Source organism: Actinacidiphila acididurans (genome assembly GCF_016918855.1).
Classification (GTDB): Bacteria; Actinomycetota; Actinomycetes; order Streptomycetales; family Streptomycetaceae; genus Actinacidiphila; species Actinacidiphila acididurans.
The window spans coordinates 337,649-353,043 of sequence record NZ_JADKYB010000007.1 but is presented as its reverse complement, the minus strand read 5'-3'; the positions used below and the strand labels follow the sequence as shown (position 1 = coordinate 353,043).

Below are 15,395 nucleotides of genomic sequence, written 5' to 3'. Positions count from 1 at the left end.
CGCGCAGAGAGGGGGAACAGGCAGCGTGGGTGCGCAATGGGAGCTGCTGAAGGCGGTACAGCACAGCGCAAGACTGAAGAAAGAGCTCGTCGCGTTCGGGCAGGGACCCGACTACGAGGAGCTTTTGACGGCACTGCTGGAGAAGGCCGCCGGGCCGGGCGGCGCGTTGGACGATGCGACCGTGATCGGCGTCATCGAAAACTTTCTGTTCCAGTACCGTTTGGCCGACGGCTCGACCGTTGCCGATCAGTTCGTCGCCCGCCGTGCCGATCTGAGCTCGGCCGACCGGGAAATGGTGCTGGCCTGGCGGCACCCGGTGGAGGGCCTGTTCGAGGTGCGCGGCAGGGACGGCGCCGCCGTACTCCTGCTCAACCTGGTGGACGACATGGAGTACGAGGCGTACGCCAACGCCGGCCCCGCGGTCTTCCGCGGCATCCCCCGCGGCGCCTTCCTCGGCACCCGCCTCGTCCCCCTCGCGGCCGCCCCCGACGCCTGGCTGGTCTCCGGTGTCATGTCCTCGTACGCCGAATCCCGTGCCCCACAGGTCGCCCAGGCCGCGCTCGGTCTGGCCACCGGCCGCCCCGACATCGTCTTCCGCAACCCGGAGTTGCTCGCCCTCGGCAGACAGCGGATGCGCAAGGACCGCAGCGCGTTCGTCGAGTTCTTCGGCGCCGACTCCTGGCTGGCCCCACCCGCCGAGGCCGAACGCCGCCTCACCGACTACTACTGGCTGCGCGGCGGCGCACAACGCGACCCCTCCGAGGGCACCCCCGCCGTTCCCGCGCTGACCGAGGCCATGCTCGCCGCGGACACCGTCGGCGTCATCTACGACGCGACCGACGGGCTCAACTTCTACGCCGACTACGGCCTGCTCCGCGACCTGTTCGCCGACCCCGCCCTGCTCGCCGACCCGCGCCACCGCGGCCTGCTGGACGCCTACCTGCGCGACGACACCATCGCCCCCCTTCCCCTGCGCCGCCTGGCCGCCGACTTCCCCGGCACCGCCGACACCCTGATCGGCGAGCTCCTGCACAAGCCCGCCGCCACCTGGAACGACGACGGCGACGACCTGCTGCGCCGGCACAAGCCCTGGTACGACGAGGACACGGTCCACCCCGGCGTCACCGTCGTCGGCGACCGCCTGACCGAACTCCTCGCCGCGAGCCAGGCCCAGGACCGCGAGCAGGCCCGGGACCGCACGCAGGGTCCCGCCCCCGGCCGCCCCCGGACCGGCAACCGCGCCCCCTCCCCGATCCGCCGCCGACGCTGACCCGGCGCCGCTGACGCCGCCGGCCGCTGATCCGTTGCCGGCGCCGCCCGCTGACCCGGCGCGGACACCGACCTGCCGCCGCCGCGCGACCCCGGCCCGAACCCCCACCGACCCCCGGACGAACCCCCGCCCACCCCCCGCCGAAGGTTCCGACTGTCACAGCCCGGGCACAAACCGAAGTCCGCCCTGCAACAGGTCACTCTCAGGGGTCGGTTGAGGGCACGGCGTGGGGGCGGGACCGGGCAGAATGAATCGTGGCTACCAGCCTTCCGATAGGCCGCTCGGATCGAGCGGGAAGTATCGACGATTCCCGTACCCAGGCAAGTGCGCCCGGTCTTGGTGGAAGAGCACGGACGCGCGCGGTGGCCGGCCGGCTGATGCCGGTCGTGCCGGCCCTGGTCGCGCTCTGCCTCGGGCTGTGGCGGCTGACCGGCGCCGGGCTGTGGCGCGACGAGGCGGCCACCGTCTCCAGTGCCGGGCGCAGCCTGCCGCAGCTGTGGCACATGACCGCCCATGTGGACGCCACGCACGGCGTCTACTACCTGATCGTCCACCTCGACTTCGCCCTCTTCGGCGTGAGCCCGCAGACGCTGCGACTGCCCTCGGCCCTGGCCGGGGCGGCCACCGCCGGGCTGCTCGCGGCCACCGCGGGCCGGCTGGCCAACCGCCGGGCCGGGCTCCTGGCCGGCCTGTTCTGGGCCGTGCTGCCGCAGGTCAGCCGGTACATGCAGGAGGGCCGCTCGTACGCGATGGTGTCGCTGTGCGTCGTGGCCGCCGCCTACTGCCTGACCAGGCGCTGGTGGGGCTGGCTCACGGTCGCCGCCGCGCTGGCCTCCGCCCTCAACCTGCTCTCCGTCCTCGCCCTGGTCGCCTTCGCGGTGACGCTCGTGGTGTGGCGGCTCCAGGGCGCCGCCGGCAACCGCGCGGTGGTCGCGGCCATGACGTCGATGGCCGTGGCGGTCCTGGTCGGCGCGCTCCCGGTGGCGCTGCGCGGCCGCGGCCAGTCCGACGTGCTCGACTGGATCACCCGGCCCAACCGCCACACCTGGACCGACCTCGCCGAGGCCATGACCGGCAGCCACCGCACGGTGGTCCCGGTACTCGCGATCGCCGCGCTCGGCTGCCTGCTCGCCCTCTTCCGCCGCCAGGAGCGCGAACTCGCCGCCCTCGCGCTCCCCTTGATGGTGCTGCCGCCGGTCCTGCTGATCGGCTACTCAATGATCGGCGAGCCCCGCTACGTGCTGCGGTACGTGCTGTACGCGCTGGTCGGCTGCGCCTGGCTGGTCGGGCTCGGCCTGGACGCCGTGCTGCGGCTGGCCGGCCGGGTCCGGCGCCGCCTGCTCGGCCGCCGGCTCGCGATCCTGGACAGGCCCGTGGGCCTGCTGGCCGGCACGCTGGCCGTCGCCGTGGTCGCCGTGGCGAGCTGGCCCGGCCAGACCGAGATCCGCCGCCCCATGGGCCACGCCGACCCGCTGCTCCAGACGGCGCAGACCGTACGGGACTACGCCCGCCCCGGCGACGGCGTGCTCTTCCTGCCGACCAGGGACAGGTACGCGGCGATCGCCTACCCCGACTGCTTCCGCAATACGAAGGACCTGCTGCTCCAGACCCCGGCGGCCCAGGGCGGCACCCTCTTCGGCGAGGACTACCCGCTCACCCGACTCGACGACCGCCTCGCCGGCTACGACCGGGTCTGGGTGCTGTGGACCCGCGGCCCCGAACCCGAGTACACCCAGGCCGCGCTCGACCTGCTGCGCGAGGACCGCTACCGGGTGTCGATCTCCTGGCAGGAGACCCCGGCCCAACTGGTCATGCTCTGGGAAAAGGTGCCGGAAAAGCCGAAGCCCCGGCCGGGGAAGAAGGCCCCGGCCCGTTCCGCGCCCCAGCACACCGGCCGTACGACGCCGAAGCGCTGAACCGCCGCCCGGCCCCGTACTCGTCCCCGCCAGGACATCCCCGAACAGGACCTCCCGAACCCGAAAAGGATCTCCCCGAACGGGACCTCACAGCCCGAACAGCCGCGCCGCGTTGTCGTGGCAGATCGCCCGCAGCACCGCCGGATCGGGCAGCGCGTCCCGCAGGGCGTCGAGCGCGTCGGCGTACGCGTAGGGGATGTTGGGGAAGTCGGTGCCGAGCAGGACCCGGTCGGCCAGGGCGGCGAGGCGGGGGAGGGCGGCGCGCGGGAAGGGCGCCTCGGCCTCGGCGAACGGCGTGAACGCCATGGTGGTGTCGAGCATGACCCGGTCGTGGCGTTCGGCGAGGGCGAGGAAGTCCGCGTACTCCGGCATCCCGAGGTGGGCGACGACCAGGGGCAGGCGCGGGTGGCGGGCCAGCAGGGCGCCGATCGGGCCGGGTCCGGTGAAGCGGCCGGGCGCCGGGCCCGAGCCGCAGTGCGTGACCACCGGTGTGCCGGTCTCGGCCAGCAGGCCCCAGACCTCGTCCAGCATGGGGTCGTTGGGGTCGAAGCCGCCGACCTGGACATGGCATTTGAAGACGCGGGCGCCCTGGTCGAGGGCGCGTCGTACGTCGTCGGCGGCGCCCGGCTCGGCGAAGAAGGTGGCGGTGTGCAGGCAGTCGGGGGTACGGGCGGCGAAGTCGGCGGCCCAGTCGTTGAGCCAGCGAGCCATGCCCGGCTTGTGCGGGTACAGCATCGAGGTGAACGCCCGCACCCCGAAGCCGCGCAGCAGCTCCAGCCGGCGGCGTTCCTCGTGCCGGTACGTGATCGGCCAGGGCCGCCCGGTCAGCGGCCCGGCCGCGTCGAAGTACGCCCACACCTTGGCCAGCACCCGGTCCGGCATGAAGTGCGTATGAACGTCGATCAGCCCGGCGAGCCCCAGCGACTCCCGGAAGGCGGCGACCCGGGCGTCCTCGGTGACTGCCGCGGGCCGGACGGCTGCCGTCGGCACCACTGCTGCCGCGGGCTCGGCGAGGTCCGTGTCCGGTTCCGCCGTCATACGGCGCCCCGGAGGCGTACGGCTGCGGCGGACGGCCCCGCGACGCCGAACACGCCGACGACGCCGACGACGCCGAAGACGCTGAGGACAAGGGAGTCGAGCACGGCTCGAGCGTAGCCCGGCCGTCGCGGAGGGCGGGCGGCCGTACCGTCCGAGGGGCGCCGAACAGCAACTGCTCCGCCAGGACTCGCCGAGGATGACGGGGGTTGACCCGCTCGCCATGACCACGACCCGCACCTGGACCACCGCCCACCTGGCGGCCCTCGCCCCGGCCGACCCGGGCTTCCCCTTCCTGCCGCAGCCGGTGGACTTCGCCGGGCGGACCGTACGGCAGGCCGTGCGCCTGCGCCGCGGCGGAACGGCGCTGCGGCTGGAGCTGAGCAACGAGTACGGCGACCGGCCGATGGTCGTCGAACGGATCACCGTGGCCACCGGCGACGGCCCTGCCCGGCTCGCCCTCCTGCACGGCGCCGCCCGCTGGACGATCCCGGCGGGCGCCACCGCGACCGGCGACCCGGTGGACCTGCCCACCGCCGCGGGCGACGACCTCCACGTCGAGTGCTTCCTGCCCGGACCCGTCCCGGCCGCCAGCTACCTGCACTCGTACCAGCGCACCGGCCGCCACCTGCCCGGCGACCGCGCAGACCGCGACGACCGCGACGACCGCGACGACCGCGACGACCGTACGGACAACGACCCCGGCACCCCCTTCCCCTCCCTCTACTGGCTGGCCCGGGTCCTGGTCGACGCCCCCGCCCAGGGCCCGGTGGTAATCGCGTACGGCGACTCGATCACCCAGGGCGTGGGCACGAGCAGCGACACCGAGCAGCGGTACCCCGACCACCTCCAGCGCCGGCTGGACGCGGCCGGGGTGGCCGGAGCCGTCGTGCTCAACGCGGGCCTGGGCGGGAACCGGCTGCTCACCCCGGGGGTCGGGCCGTCGATGGTGCAGCGGTTCGCGCGCGACGTGCTGGCCGTGCCGGAGGCCACCCATGTCGTTCTGATGGGCGGCATCAACGACGTCGCGACCGCGTACACCGCCGGTGAGCCGCCCCCGGACCCGGCCGCGCTGGCCGGCGCGCTGTTCGCCCTGGCGATTCGGGCGCACGCGCGCGGGATCCGGCCGGTGCTCGGCACCATCACCCCTTCCGGCGGCAGCCGCTTCGACTCCTTCCGCGCCGGGAGCAACGAGGAGGTCCGGCAGGCCGTGAACAAGGCCGTCGCCGCCCAGGACGAATGGGCGGTCGCGGACTTCGGCGCGGCGCTCGGCGACCCGGCCGACCCCACCCGGCTGGCCGCCCTATTCGACTCCGGCGACGGCGTCCACCCCGGCGACGCGGGCGCCAGGGCCCTGGCGGCGGCGGTCCCGCTGGACGCGCTGACCGCTCCGGCAGATCCGGTACGTCCGGTACGTTCCCGTCCGCGCCGCTGACCCGGACAACGCACCCGGACCCCGGCGCACGCCCTTCGTACGTCCCGTGCACGCCCTTCATACGACCCGTGCACGCCCTTCATACGACCCGCGTAGGGCCGGCGTACGGCGGTGGCGCGCGGGCGGGAACCCGCCGCCGGCGCCGGCTGGCGCGATCCGTGCGGCGCGAGCAAGGTGGGCAGGGGGCGTGGAACCGCCGGGGCGGCAGTCCGCCGCGGCCGGAGATCGCCGGGAGAAACTGGGAGAAAGCCGATGCCCGAAGTCACCGCTCCGTACGCACCTGGAACACCGTGCTGGATCGACGTCATGGTGCCCGACCAGCAGGCCGCCCTCGACTTCTACCGTGACCTGCTCGGCTGGCAGGGCGAGGTCGGCTCGGAGGAATTCGGCGGGTACTCGATGTGCACGCTGAAGGGGAAGCCGGTCGCCGGGATCATGAAGGCCATGGCGCCGGAGGGGCAGACTCCGCCCCCGCCGGCCTGGACCACCTACTTCTCGACCGCGAGCGCCGACAACGCGCAGGCCGCGGTCACCGCGAACGGCGGCACGGTGATGATGCCGGTCGCCGACGTGTCGGACCTGGGCCGGATGTTCGTCGCGGCCGACCCCGAGGGCGCGATCTTCGGGGTGTGGGAGCCGCGGTCCTTCCCCGGCGCGGGGATCGTCAACGAGCCGGGCGCGCTGGTGTGGAACCAGCTCAGCACCCCCGACCCCAAGGGCGCCGCCGCCTTCTACAAGCCCGTGCTGGGCCTGGACGCCGCACCCATGCCGGACATGCCGGAGTTCACCGGCTTCCAGGTGGCCGGCCGCACCATCGGCGGCGTGCAGGACATGTCGAACATCCCCGAGGGCACCCCGCCGCACTGGCTGGTCAACTTCGCCGTGGACGACACCGACAGCACCGTCGACGCCCTGGTCCGGGCCGGCGGCGCGGTCCTGGTCCCGGCCTTCGACATGGAGAAGGTCGGCAGGATGGCCGTGCTGGCCGACCCGTGGGGCGCCGTTTTCTCGGTGGTGGCGCTGTCCTCGTAGCCCGTCACAGCGCACCGGAGCCCATCAGAGCCCGCCAGAGCCCATCGCATCCCGTCACAGTCCGGATCCCGGCCGGGGCGCCGCTCGCGCCCCGGCCGGCGTCCGGACGAGAAGAGTGGTCAGCGCGTGCGGCGGCCCGCGACGAGGTGTTCGATCACCTGGGCCACCCCGTCGTCCTGGTTGGAGGCGGTGCGGTGGGTGGCGGCGGCCAGCAGGTGCGGGTGCGCGTTGGCGACGGCGTACGACGTACCCGCCCAGCGCAGCATCGCCAGGTCGTTGGGCATGTCACCGAAGGCGACGACCTCGGCGGCGGTCACGCCGCGTTCGGCGCAGCACTTCGCGAGGGTGGTCGCCTTGCTCACTCCGGCGCCGCTGATCTCCAGCATCGCGGACTCGGCCGAGCGGGTGATCTCGCCGTACCGGCCCGCCACGGACAGGGCGGTGGCCAGGAAGGCGTCGGGGTCCTGCGCGGGGTGCTTGGCCAGCAGTTTCAGCAGCGGCTGGGTGCGGTCGGCCCGCAGCAGCTCCTCCAGGGGAGCCGGGGGCAGGTCCCCGTCGGGCTCGAAGGCCTGGTACTCGGGCTCACGCCGGAACGCATGAGTGCGCTCGACGGCGAAGGCCGTACCGGGTACGGCCGCGCGGAGTGCCTGCGCGACTGCCAGGGCGTCGGCCTCGGGCAGCGGAAAGGACTCGACCAGCTCGTCGGCGCGCAGGTCCCAGACCGCGGCGCCGTTGGCCAGGATCGCCAGGCCGTGCCCGGCGAGATGTCCGGCGACCACGCCCATCCAGCGGGCCGGCCGTCCGGTGACGAAGAAGACCTCGATGCCGGCCGCTTCGGCCGCCGCGAGCGCGTCGATCGTGCGCTGCGAGACGGTCTTGTCGTCGCGCAGCAGGGTGCCGTCCAGGTCGGTGGCGATCAGTCGCGGCGCGGGGGTGGCATGCGGGTCGGTGCTTGTCTCGGCACGTGTCCCGTCGGTCGGCTCGGCACGTGTCGTGGCGGTGGTCCCGAGGGGTCTGCCGGGGGTCGTCCCGGGCGTCGTCTCGGGTGCGGAGGCTGGGGTCACGACCCCCATCCTCCCGTATCGCGGTTCCGCGGCAGCCGACAGGTGCGGCGCGGGGGAGCCGGATCGGTCAAAGGGGTGTCGTCATCAGAGCGGCTTTTCGTGCGGATCGCGCAGGTCGTACGGGGTTGTTCCGCCGTACGGGGCCGGCCGTGCGGCGGGCCCTAGTCGCAGAGCGCCTCGTGCGCGCGGGCCCGGGGCGCGGGGATCAGCGTGCCGGTGGTCCGGGCCGCGGCCGGCCGGGCGGCGGCGAGCGGCAGGCCGGCCGCGGCCGGCCCGGCCAGGCTTTCGGCGAGGTCCGGGTCGAGCACGCTGCGGGCGGTCGGGGTGGCGCCGTGCGCCTCGGCCCGGATGCGCTGCTTCATCGTGGGCGGCAGGGTCCGGGTGCGCGGGTCGCGGCGGGAGGACCGGGCTTGCGCGGAGCGCGGTGCCGGGATCGCGGGGCCGGCGGGCTCGGTGTGAGCGGTGCGCTTGACCCGCTTCTTGACCTGCTTCTTGACCTGCTTGGCGTGCTTGGCCTGCTCGGCGTGCCCTGCGGTGGTACGGCGGCGGTTCCTGCCCGCGGCTCGCGCTGTTGCGGGTTCCGCGCCGGACGCCGATCGGGCGGCGCCGGCCCGTTCCGGTGCGTGTGCTCGGTCCGGGGCCTGTGCCTGGGCCGGCAGGGCGGCGCCGGCCGCGGGGACGGCGGCGCGGACGCCACGCGGGGTACGGACGGCCGGCCCGGCCTGGGCGGCGGTCGAGTTCCGGGTGGCCGGGGTGGCGAACCCCAGCGCTGCGATGCACTGCAGCAGCACACGCACGAACGCGTGCCACAACGTCTTGACGTCGGTGACGGCCATGACGGTCCCGCCTTCCCATGATGCGGTGAGCTGTTGTTCCGATCATGGGGAAGCCAGCACAGAATTCACGGAGCCGCACCTCGGAAACGGCGATATTCACATCAACGCCACCCGGATGGTGCAATTCGGTCGGGCGGGACCGGTTCTTCCGGCGGTTTCCGGGGCCCGCGCGGGCTGATGAGCGCACCGGTGCCGGCACGCGCCACGGAACGCCCGCCCTCCCCAGCCGTGCCGGGCCCCGTAAAAGCGCGAGGCCCGGGACCGGCGTGCGGTCCCGGGCCCCCATGCCTCACACCGGAAGCGGCGTACGCCGCTCGCCCACCCCGTGCTCCGCCGCCTGTTCGCGTTCCAGCGCGCGGCGGAACGGCCCGGCGGCCGCGGCCAGTTCCTCGTATTCGCCGCGCTGCACCACCCGGCCCTGCTCGAGCACCACGATCTCGTCCACCGCGCCGCCGGCCAGCGCCGCCAGGCGGTGGGTGATGATCAGCGTGGTACGGCCCCGCGTGGCGGCCAGCAGGTCCGCGGTCAGGGCGTCGGCGGTGGCCAGGTCCAGGTGCTCGGCGGGCTCGTCGAGGATCAGGACGGGGAAGTCGGCCAGCAGCGCGCGGGCCAGCGCCAGGCGCTGCCGCATGCCGCCGGACAGCCGGGCGCCGTGCTCGCCGACCTCGGTGTCCAGGTCGATGTCCAGCCGCGCGGCGGCCAGCGCGCGGCGCAGGTCCGCGTCGGACGAGCCGGGCCGGGCCAGCCGCAGATTCTCCCGGACGGTGCTGTCGAAGACGTGCGCGTCCTGGGCGCACAGGCCCACCATGCGGCGTACGTCGTCCCCGGCCAGGTCCCGCGCGTCCCGCCCGGCCAGCGTGTAGTCGCCGGACTCCGGGTCGAGGAAGCGCAGCAGGACATGGGCGAGGGTGGTCTTGCCGGCGCCCGACGGGCCGACCACGGCGATCCGGCGGCCGGGGGTGAGGGTCAGGTCCACCCCGTCGAGCGCGGGCGCCAACTGCCCGGGGTGCCGGGCCGTCAGCCCCCGTACGACCAGCGGATACGGCGCCGCGGGCGGCTGCGCCGGTGCCTCGGGCTCGGTGACCGGCAGCGGGGCGTCCAGGACCTCGCGGACCCGCGCCGCGGCCTGCGCGCCGCGGCGGCGCTGCTGGGCGGCCAGCGGCAGCCCGGTCACCGACTCGAAGGCGGCGAGCGGCAGCAGCACCAGGACGCCGAGGGTGACGCCGTGCAGGGCGCCGACCCCGGCCCAGGCGCAGCCCATCACGGTCAAGCCGCTGATCAGGGCGGTCAGGCCGCCGCCGAGTGCGGTGGCGGCTGCCGAGCGGGCGGCGATCTCCCGCAGCGTACGGTCGGCCGCCGTGGCGTGCGCCCGGCGCGCGCCCAGCGCTCCGGCCACGGTCAGCTCGGCGGTGCCGGTGAACAGCGCCAGCACCCGGCCGGCCAGGTCGCCCCGGGCGGGGGCGAGCCGGCGTTCGGTACGCGCGGCCACCGCCAGGGTCAGCGCGGGCACGCCCACCCCCGCGGCCAGCAGCCCGGCACCGAGCACCAGGCCACCGGCCGGCAGCAGCCAGGCGGTGAAGCCCACCGCGACGGCCGCGGTCAGCCCGCCGGTCACCGCGGGCAGCAGCCAGCGCAGGTAGTGGTCCTGCACGGCGTCCACGTCCGCGACCACCCGGGAGAGCAGGTCGCCGCGGCGCGTGCCGCCCAGCCCTGCCGGTGCCAGCCGCTCCAGCCGCCGGAACACCCCGGCCCGGATGCCGCCGAGCGCCCGGAACACCGCGTCGTGGCTCACCAGCCGCTCGGCGTACCGGAACACGGCCCGGCCGATCCCGAACGTGCGGGTCGCGGTGACCGCCACCATCAGGTACAGCACCGGCGGCTCCTGCGAGGCGCGGCTGATCAGCCACCCGGAGGTGCCCATCAGCCCGATCGCGGACAGCAGCGCCAGCGCGCCGAGCGCGCACGCCCCGGCGAACCGCCGCCGGAAGCCGCGCCCGGGCCGCAGGGGATCGAGGTCGTCGACGTCGTCCCGGTCGCCCCGCTCCCGGCTCACCCGGTCCGCAACCGGGTCGTCCCCGCCCACCCGTTCACCGTCACCCCGCCGCGGCGGCGGTACGACGGAACTCGCGGGCCCGGTGACCGCAGTGGCCGCCTCCGCCGCGCCGGAGGACCCGGCTCCGTCCCCGGGACGCGCGTCCGGCGGCAGAAGGGCGTCGGCCGAGCGTACGGCGGATACCTGCGCCGCCTCCCCCGGGGACACGGCCGCCGTCAGCGGCAGCACCGTGTCGGCCAGCGGCAGCAGGGCCGGGCGGTGGGCGGTGAGCAGCACCGTGCGGCCGCGGGCGGCGGCGCGCAGGGCGGCTGTGACCCGGGTCTCGGTGAGGGCGTCGAGGTGGGCGGTGGGTTCGTCGAGCACCAGCAGAGGGCGGTCGGCGAGCAGCGCCCGGGCCAGGGCGAGGCGCTGGCGCTGGCCCGCGGACAGGCCGGCGCCGTCCTCCCCGAGCAGATCGCCGGGCGCGGCGAACCCCAGGGCCCCGGCCGCGGCGAGCGCCGCGGTCACCTCGGCCTCGGTGGCGTCGGGCCGGGCAAGGCGTACGTTGTCGGCGACCGTGCCGGCGAACAGGTGCGGGTGCTGCGGCACCCAGGCGATCTGCCGGTGCCAGCTCTCCGGGTCGATCGCGGCCAAGTCGATGCCGTCCACCAGGATCCGCCCGCGGGCCGCGGTGACCAGGCCCAGCACGGCGGCCAGCAGCGTGGACTTGCCGGCGCCGCTCGGCCCGGTGACGGCCAGCACCTGCCCGGGGGCCAGGGTGAAGGACGTCTCCGCGACCACCCCGCCCTCGGTGACCTCCACGCCCTCGACGCGGATCGTGGCGGTGCGCAGGTCGGGCGCGGGCAGCAGGCCGGCCGCCGTACCGTCCCCCGCCGGCGTCTCGAGCACCTCGAAGACCTGCTCGGCGGCCGCCATTCCCTCGGCCGCCGCGTGGTACTGCGCGCCCACCTGCCGCAGCGGCAGATACGCCTCCGGCGCCAGGATCAGCACGAGCAGCCCGGTGCGCAGATCGAGGTCCCCGTGCACCAGCCGCATCCCGATCCCGACCGCGACCAGCGCCACCGAGACCGTGGCCAGTAGTTCCAGCACGAAGGAGGACAGGAAGGCCACCCGCAGGGTGCGCAGGGTGGCCCGCCGGTAGTCGTCGGTGATCCGGCGGATGGCGGCGGTCTGTGCCTTGGCCCGCCCGAAGACCTTGAGCGTGGGCAGCCCGGCGACCACGTCCAGGAAGTGCCCGGACAGCCGGCCCAGCAGCTTCCACTGCCGGTCCATGCGGTCCCGGGTGGCCCAGCCGACCAGCACCATGAACAGCGGGATCAGCGGCAGCGTCACCGCGATGGTGAGCGCCGAGATCCAGTCGGCGGCGCAGATCCGGGCCAGCACCACCGCCGGCACCACGGCCGCGAGGCCGAGTTGCGGCAGGTAGCGGGCGAACCAGTCGTCGAGCGCGTCGATGCCGCGGGTGGCCAGCGTGGTCAGCTCGCCGCTGCGCTGCCCGGTCAGCCAGGTCGGCCCGAGCCGGGTGGCGTGCGCCAGCAGCTTCTCCCGCAGTTCGGACTTCACCGCGGCCCCGGCCCGGTGCGCGGCCAGTTCGGTCAGCCACGCCACCAGGCCGCGCCCGACCGCCACCGCGGCCAGCGCGATCAGGTCGCCGCGCAGCGTGCCGGGCCCGTACCCGTGCTGGAAGCCGCCGACCACGACATCGGCGATCAGCGCCGCCTGAGCGACGACCAGCCCCGCCCCGGCCGCTCCCAGCAGCACGACGGCGGCCAGGAACAGCCGGGTGCTGCGCGCGTACCGCAGCAGCCGCGGGTCGACGGGCTTCACCGGGCACCACCGCGGCGCGCCGCTGCCGGTATGCCGGAGCGTACGTCCGCACGTATGCCGATCCGTATGCCGGCCCGAACGACTGCCCGTATGTCCGCTTGTCCGGGCATCAGTGCGCACCTTCCGCGATGTGCTGGGTGCCGATCCGCTTGCGGAACACCCAGTACGTCCAGCCCTGGTAGAGCATCACCAGCGGGGCGGCGACCCCGGCGCACCAGGTCATGATGCGCAGGGTGTACGGGGTGGCCGACGCGTTGCCGACGGTCAGGCTCCAGGCGGGATTCAGCGTCGAGGGCATCACGTCCGGGAACAGGGCCAGGAAGAACATCGCGACCACCGCCGCGATCGTCACTCCGGAGAAGGCGAACGACCAGCCCTCGCGCCCGGCCAGGTTCGCCGCCAGCGCCAGCACCAGGGCGGCGACGGCGACCAGCATCGCGACCAGGCTGCGCCCGTTGCCGCTGTGCGCCTGGGTCCAGATCAGGAACACCAGCGCGAGGACCGCGGTCACCGCCCCCACCCGGGTGGCCAGCGCCCGCGCCCGGTCCCGGATCGGGCCCACCGTCTTCAGCGAGGCGAACACCGCGCCGTGGAAGGTGAACAGAGCCAGTGTCACCAGGCCGCCGAGCAGGGCGTACGGGTTGAGCAGGTCCCAGAAACCGCCCACGTACTCCTGGTGGGCGTCGATCTTCACCCCGTGCACAATGTTGGCGAAGGCCACGCCCCACAGCACGGCCGGCACCAGCGACGTGACGAAGATCGCCCGCTCCCAGGCCCGCTGCCAGCGCTCCTCGGCCCGCTTGGCGCGGTATTCGAAGGCGACCCCGCGCACGATCAGGCACACCAGGATCAGCAGCAGCGGCAGGTAGAAGCCGGAGAAGAGGGTGGCGTACCAGTCCGGGAAGGCGGCGAAGGTGGCGCCGCCTGCGCTGAGCAGCCACACCTCGTTGCCGTCCCAGACCGGGCCGATGGTGTTGATCAGGACCCGCCGTTCGGCGCGGTCGCGGGCCAGCACCCCGGTCAGCACGCCGATGCCGAAGTCGAAGCCCTCCAGGAAGAAATAGCCGGTCCACAGGACGGCGATGATGACGAACCAGGCGTCGTGCAGATGCATGTCCTGGTCTCCCTTCTGTGTCTTCTGCGTCCGGCGCCGTCAGTACGAGAAGGCCATCGGCCGGTCGGCGTCCGCGTCGTCGCCGTCCCCGCCGATCCGCTTGGGCGAGCGCCGGTCGGCATCGGTGAGCTCCGGCGGGCCGGCCTTGGCGTAGGTCAGCATCAGCCGCACCTCGATCACGGCGAGCACCGCGTACAGCGCGGTGAAGACGATCACCGAGGTCAGCGCCTCGCCGGTGGAGACGCCGGGGGAGACCGCGTCGCTGGTGCGCAGCAGCCCGTAGACCGCCCAGGGCTGGCGGCCGGTCTCGGTGAAGATCCAGCCCCAGGAGTTGGCCAGCAGCGGGAAGAGCATGGTGAGCAGCGCGATCCGCCAGTACCAGCGGGACAGGGACGGGCCGATCGCCGTGCTTCTGGTGAGCATCAGATGCGGCACCTCGTCCTCGCCGGTGCGGTGCTCCGGCGCGACCCACAGCCGGCGCCGGGTCAGCCACAGCCCGGCGGCGCCCACCCCGATGGAGACCACGCCGAAGCCGATCATCCAGCGGAAGCCCCAGTACGCCACCGGGATCGCCGGCCGGTAGTCGCCGGGCCCGTACTTGGCCTGCTCGGCCTTGTTCACGTCGTTGATGCCGGGGACGTAGCTGGTGAAGGAGTCGTCGGCGAGGAAGGACAGCAGGTTGGGGATCTCGATCGCGACCTCGTTGTGGCCCTTGTTCACGTTGCCGACCGCGAAGACCGAGAAGGGCGCGCCCTTCTGGCCGTCCCACAGCGCCTCGGCCGCGGCCATCTTCATCGGCTGCTGCTTGAACATGACCTTGCCGAGGGTGTCGCCGCTGATCGCGGTGAGCGCCCCGGCCACCACCGCGACCACCAGCGCCATCCGCAGGCTGGAGCGCATCACCGCGATGTGCTTCTTGCGGGCCAGGTGGTAGGCGCAGATGCCGATCATGAAGGCGGCGCCGGTGAGGAAGGCCGCGGACATGGTGTGGAAGAACTGGGCGAGCGCGGTGTTCTGGGTGAGCACCGCGAGGAAGTCGGTGAGCTCGGCGCGCTTGGTGACCGGGTTGTAGCGGTAACCGACCGGGTGCTGCATCCAGGAGTTGGCGGCCAGGATGAAGTACGCCGACAGCACCGTGCCGATCGAGACCATCCATATGCAGGCCAGGTGGATCCGCTTGGGCAACCGGTCCCAGCCGAAGATCCACAGGCCGATGAAGGTCGACTCGAAGAAGAAGGCGATCAGCGCCTCGAAGGCGAGCGGCGCGCCGAAGATGTCGCCGACGAACCGGGAGTAGGCGGACCAGTTCATGCCGAACTGGAACTCCTGGACAATGCCGGTGACCACGCCCATGGCGATGTTGATCAGGAACAGCTTGCCCCAGAACTTGGTGGCCCGGAGGTAGGTGTCCTTGCCCGTTCTGACCCAGGCGGTCTGCAGTCCGGCGGTCAGCGCGGACAGCGAGATGGTCAGCGGGACGAAGAAGAAGTGGTAGACGGTTGTGATCCCGAACTGCCAGCGGGCGACGCTCAGTGGCTCGAGGGCGAGCTGCACGGTACGCCTCCTTTGTCACGAGGGGGCGGGGTACGCCCCGGGTTCACCGAACAGGCCGGCATGCCCCGATGTGCATGCATGACGATGCTCGCTTGTGAACGTGAATACATTCACAAGATAGTATCGCGCACATGACTGTGCCCCCTGACACCGGGGGTGGGTCAGGGGGCAGAGGGCCCGGATTCCAGGGCCGAGCGGCCCTTCCGCCTTCGTCGCTGGGGGCGGATGCCGGGGAGACGCGACAGGGAGACGCTGCCGA

Annotated in this window: 10 protein-coding genes; 4 read left to right on the top strand and 6 right to left on the bottom strand. The window is 73.8% G+C overall.

Translation table 11 applies throughout. The features are described 5' to 3' along the window. Window positions 1-25: 25 nt before the first annotated feature. A complete protein-coding gene (locus tag ITX44_RS15875; protein ID WP_205357858.1) occupies window positions 26-1,270 on the top strand; it encodes a hypothetical protein in 1,245 nt (414 codons plus the stop codon). Window positions 1,271-1,632: 362 nt separating this feature from the next. Next, window positions 1,633-3,186: a glycosyltransferase family 39 protein gene (locus tag ITX44_RS15870; RefSeq protein ID WP_205357857.1), complete on the top strand. Its 1,554-nt coding sequence runs from the start codon at window positions 1,633-1,635 to the stop codon at window positions 3,184-3,186. Window positions 3,187-3,273: 87 nt separating this feature from the next. Here ITX44_RS15870 and ITX44_RS15865 read toward each other — a convergent pair whose 3' ends face one another. Beyond that, the gene (locus tag ITX44_RS15865) at window positions 3,274-4,224 is read right to left on the bottom strand and encodes an amidohydrolase family protein (protein ID WP_205357856.1); all 951 of its coding nucleotides are present in this window, start codon (window positions 4,222-4,224) and stop codon (window positions 3,274-3,276) included. A gap of 196 nt (window positions 4,225-4,420) precedes the next feature. Between ITX44_RS15865 and ITX44_RS15860 the strand changes: the two genes are divergently transcribed. Then, window positions 4,421-5,656 carry a GDSL-type esterase/lipase family protein gene (locus tag ITX44_RS15860; RefSeq protein ID WP_205357855.1) on the top strand — a complete coding sequence of 412 codons (1,236 nt, stop codon included), beginning with the start codon at window positions 4,421-4,423 and terminating at the stop codon, window positions 5,654-5,656. A gap of 252 nt (window positions 5,657-5,908) precedes the next feature. Further along, entirely contained in the window at window positions 5,909-6,688 is a 780-nt protein-coding gene (locus tag ITX44_RS15855) for a VOC family protein (protein WP_205357854.1), read from the top strand. 119 nt (window positions 6,689-6,807) lie between these two features. Here ITX44_RS15855 and ITX44_RS15850 read toward each other — a convergent pair whose 3' ends face one another. From ITX44_RS15850 to ITX44_RS15830, 5 genes are all read right to left on the bottom strand, one after another. Beyond that, window positions 6,808-7,752: an HAD family hydrolase gene (locus ITX44_RS15850; RefSeq protein WP_372440924.1), complete on the bottom strand. Its 945-nt coding sequence runs from the start codon at window positions 7,750-7,752 to the stop codon at window positions 6,808-6,810. 161 nt (window positions 7,753-7,913) lie between these two features. Further along, window positions 7,914-8,588 (bottom strand): DUF6344 domain-containing protein, encoded by a 675-nt coding sequence (locus ITX44_RS15845; protein ID WP_205357930.1) that lies wholly within the window; start codon window positions 8,586-8,588, stop codon window positions 7,914-7,916. 289 nt (window positions 8,589-8,877) lie between these two features. Then, the gene (cydD, locus tag ITX44_RS15840) at window positions 8,878-12,468 is read right to left on the bottom strand and encodes a thiol reductant ABC exporter subunit CydD (protein WP_205357852.1); all 3,591 of its coding nucleotides are present in this window, start codon (window positions 12,466-12,468) and stop codon (window positions 8,878-8,880) included. A 109-nt stretch (window positions 12,469-12,577) separates the two neighbouring features. Beyond that, window positions 12,578-13,582 (bottom strand): cytochrome d ubiquinol oxidase subunit II, encoded by a 1,005-nt coding sequence (gene cydB, locus ITX44_RS15835; RefSeq protein WP_205357851.1) that lies wholly within the window; start codon window positions 13,580-13,582, stop codon window positions 12,578-12,580. 39 nt (window positions 13,583-13,621) lie between these two features. After that, window positions 13,622-15,136 (bottom strand): cytochrome ubiquinol oxidase subunit I, encoded by a 1,515-nt coding sequence (locus ITX44_RS15830; protein WP_205357850.1) that lies wholly within the window; start codon window positions 15,134-15,136, stop codon window positions 13,622-13,624. Window positions 15,137-15,395: the final 259 nt, after the last annotated feature.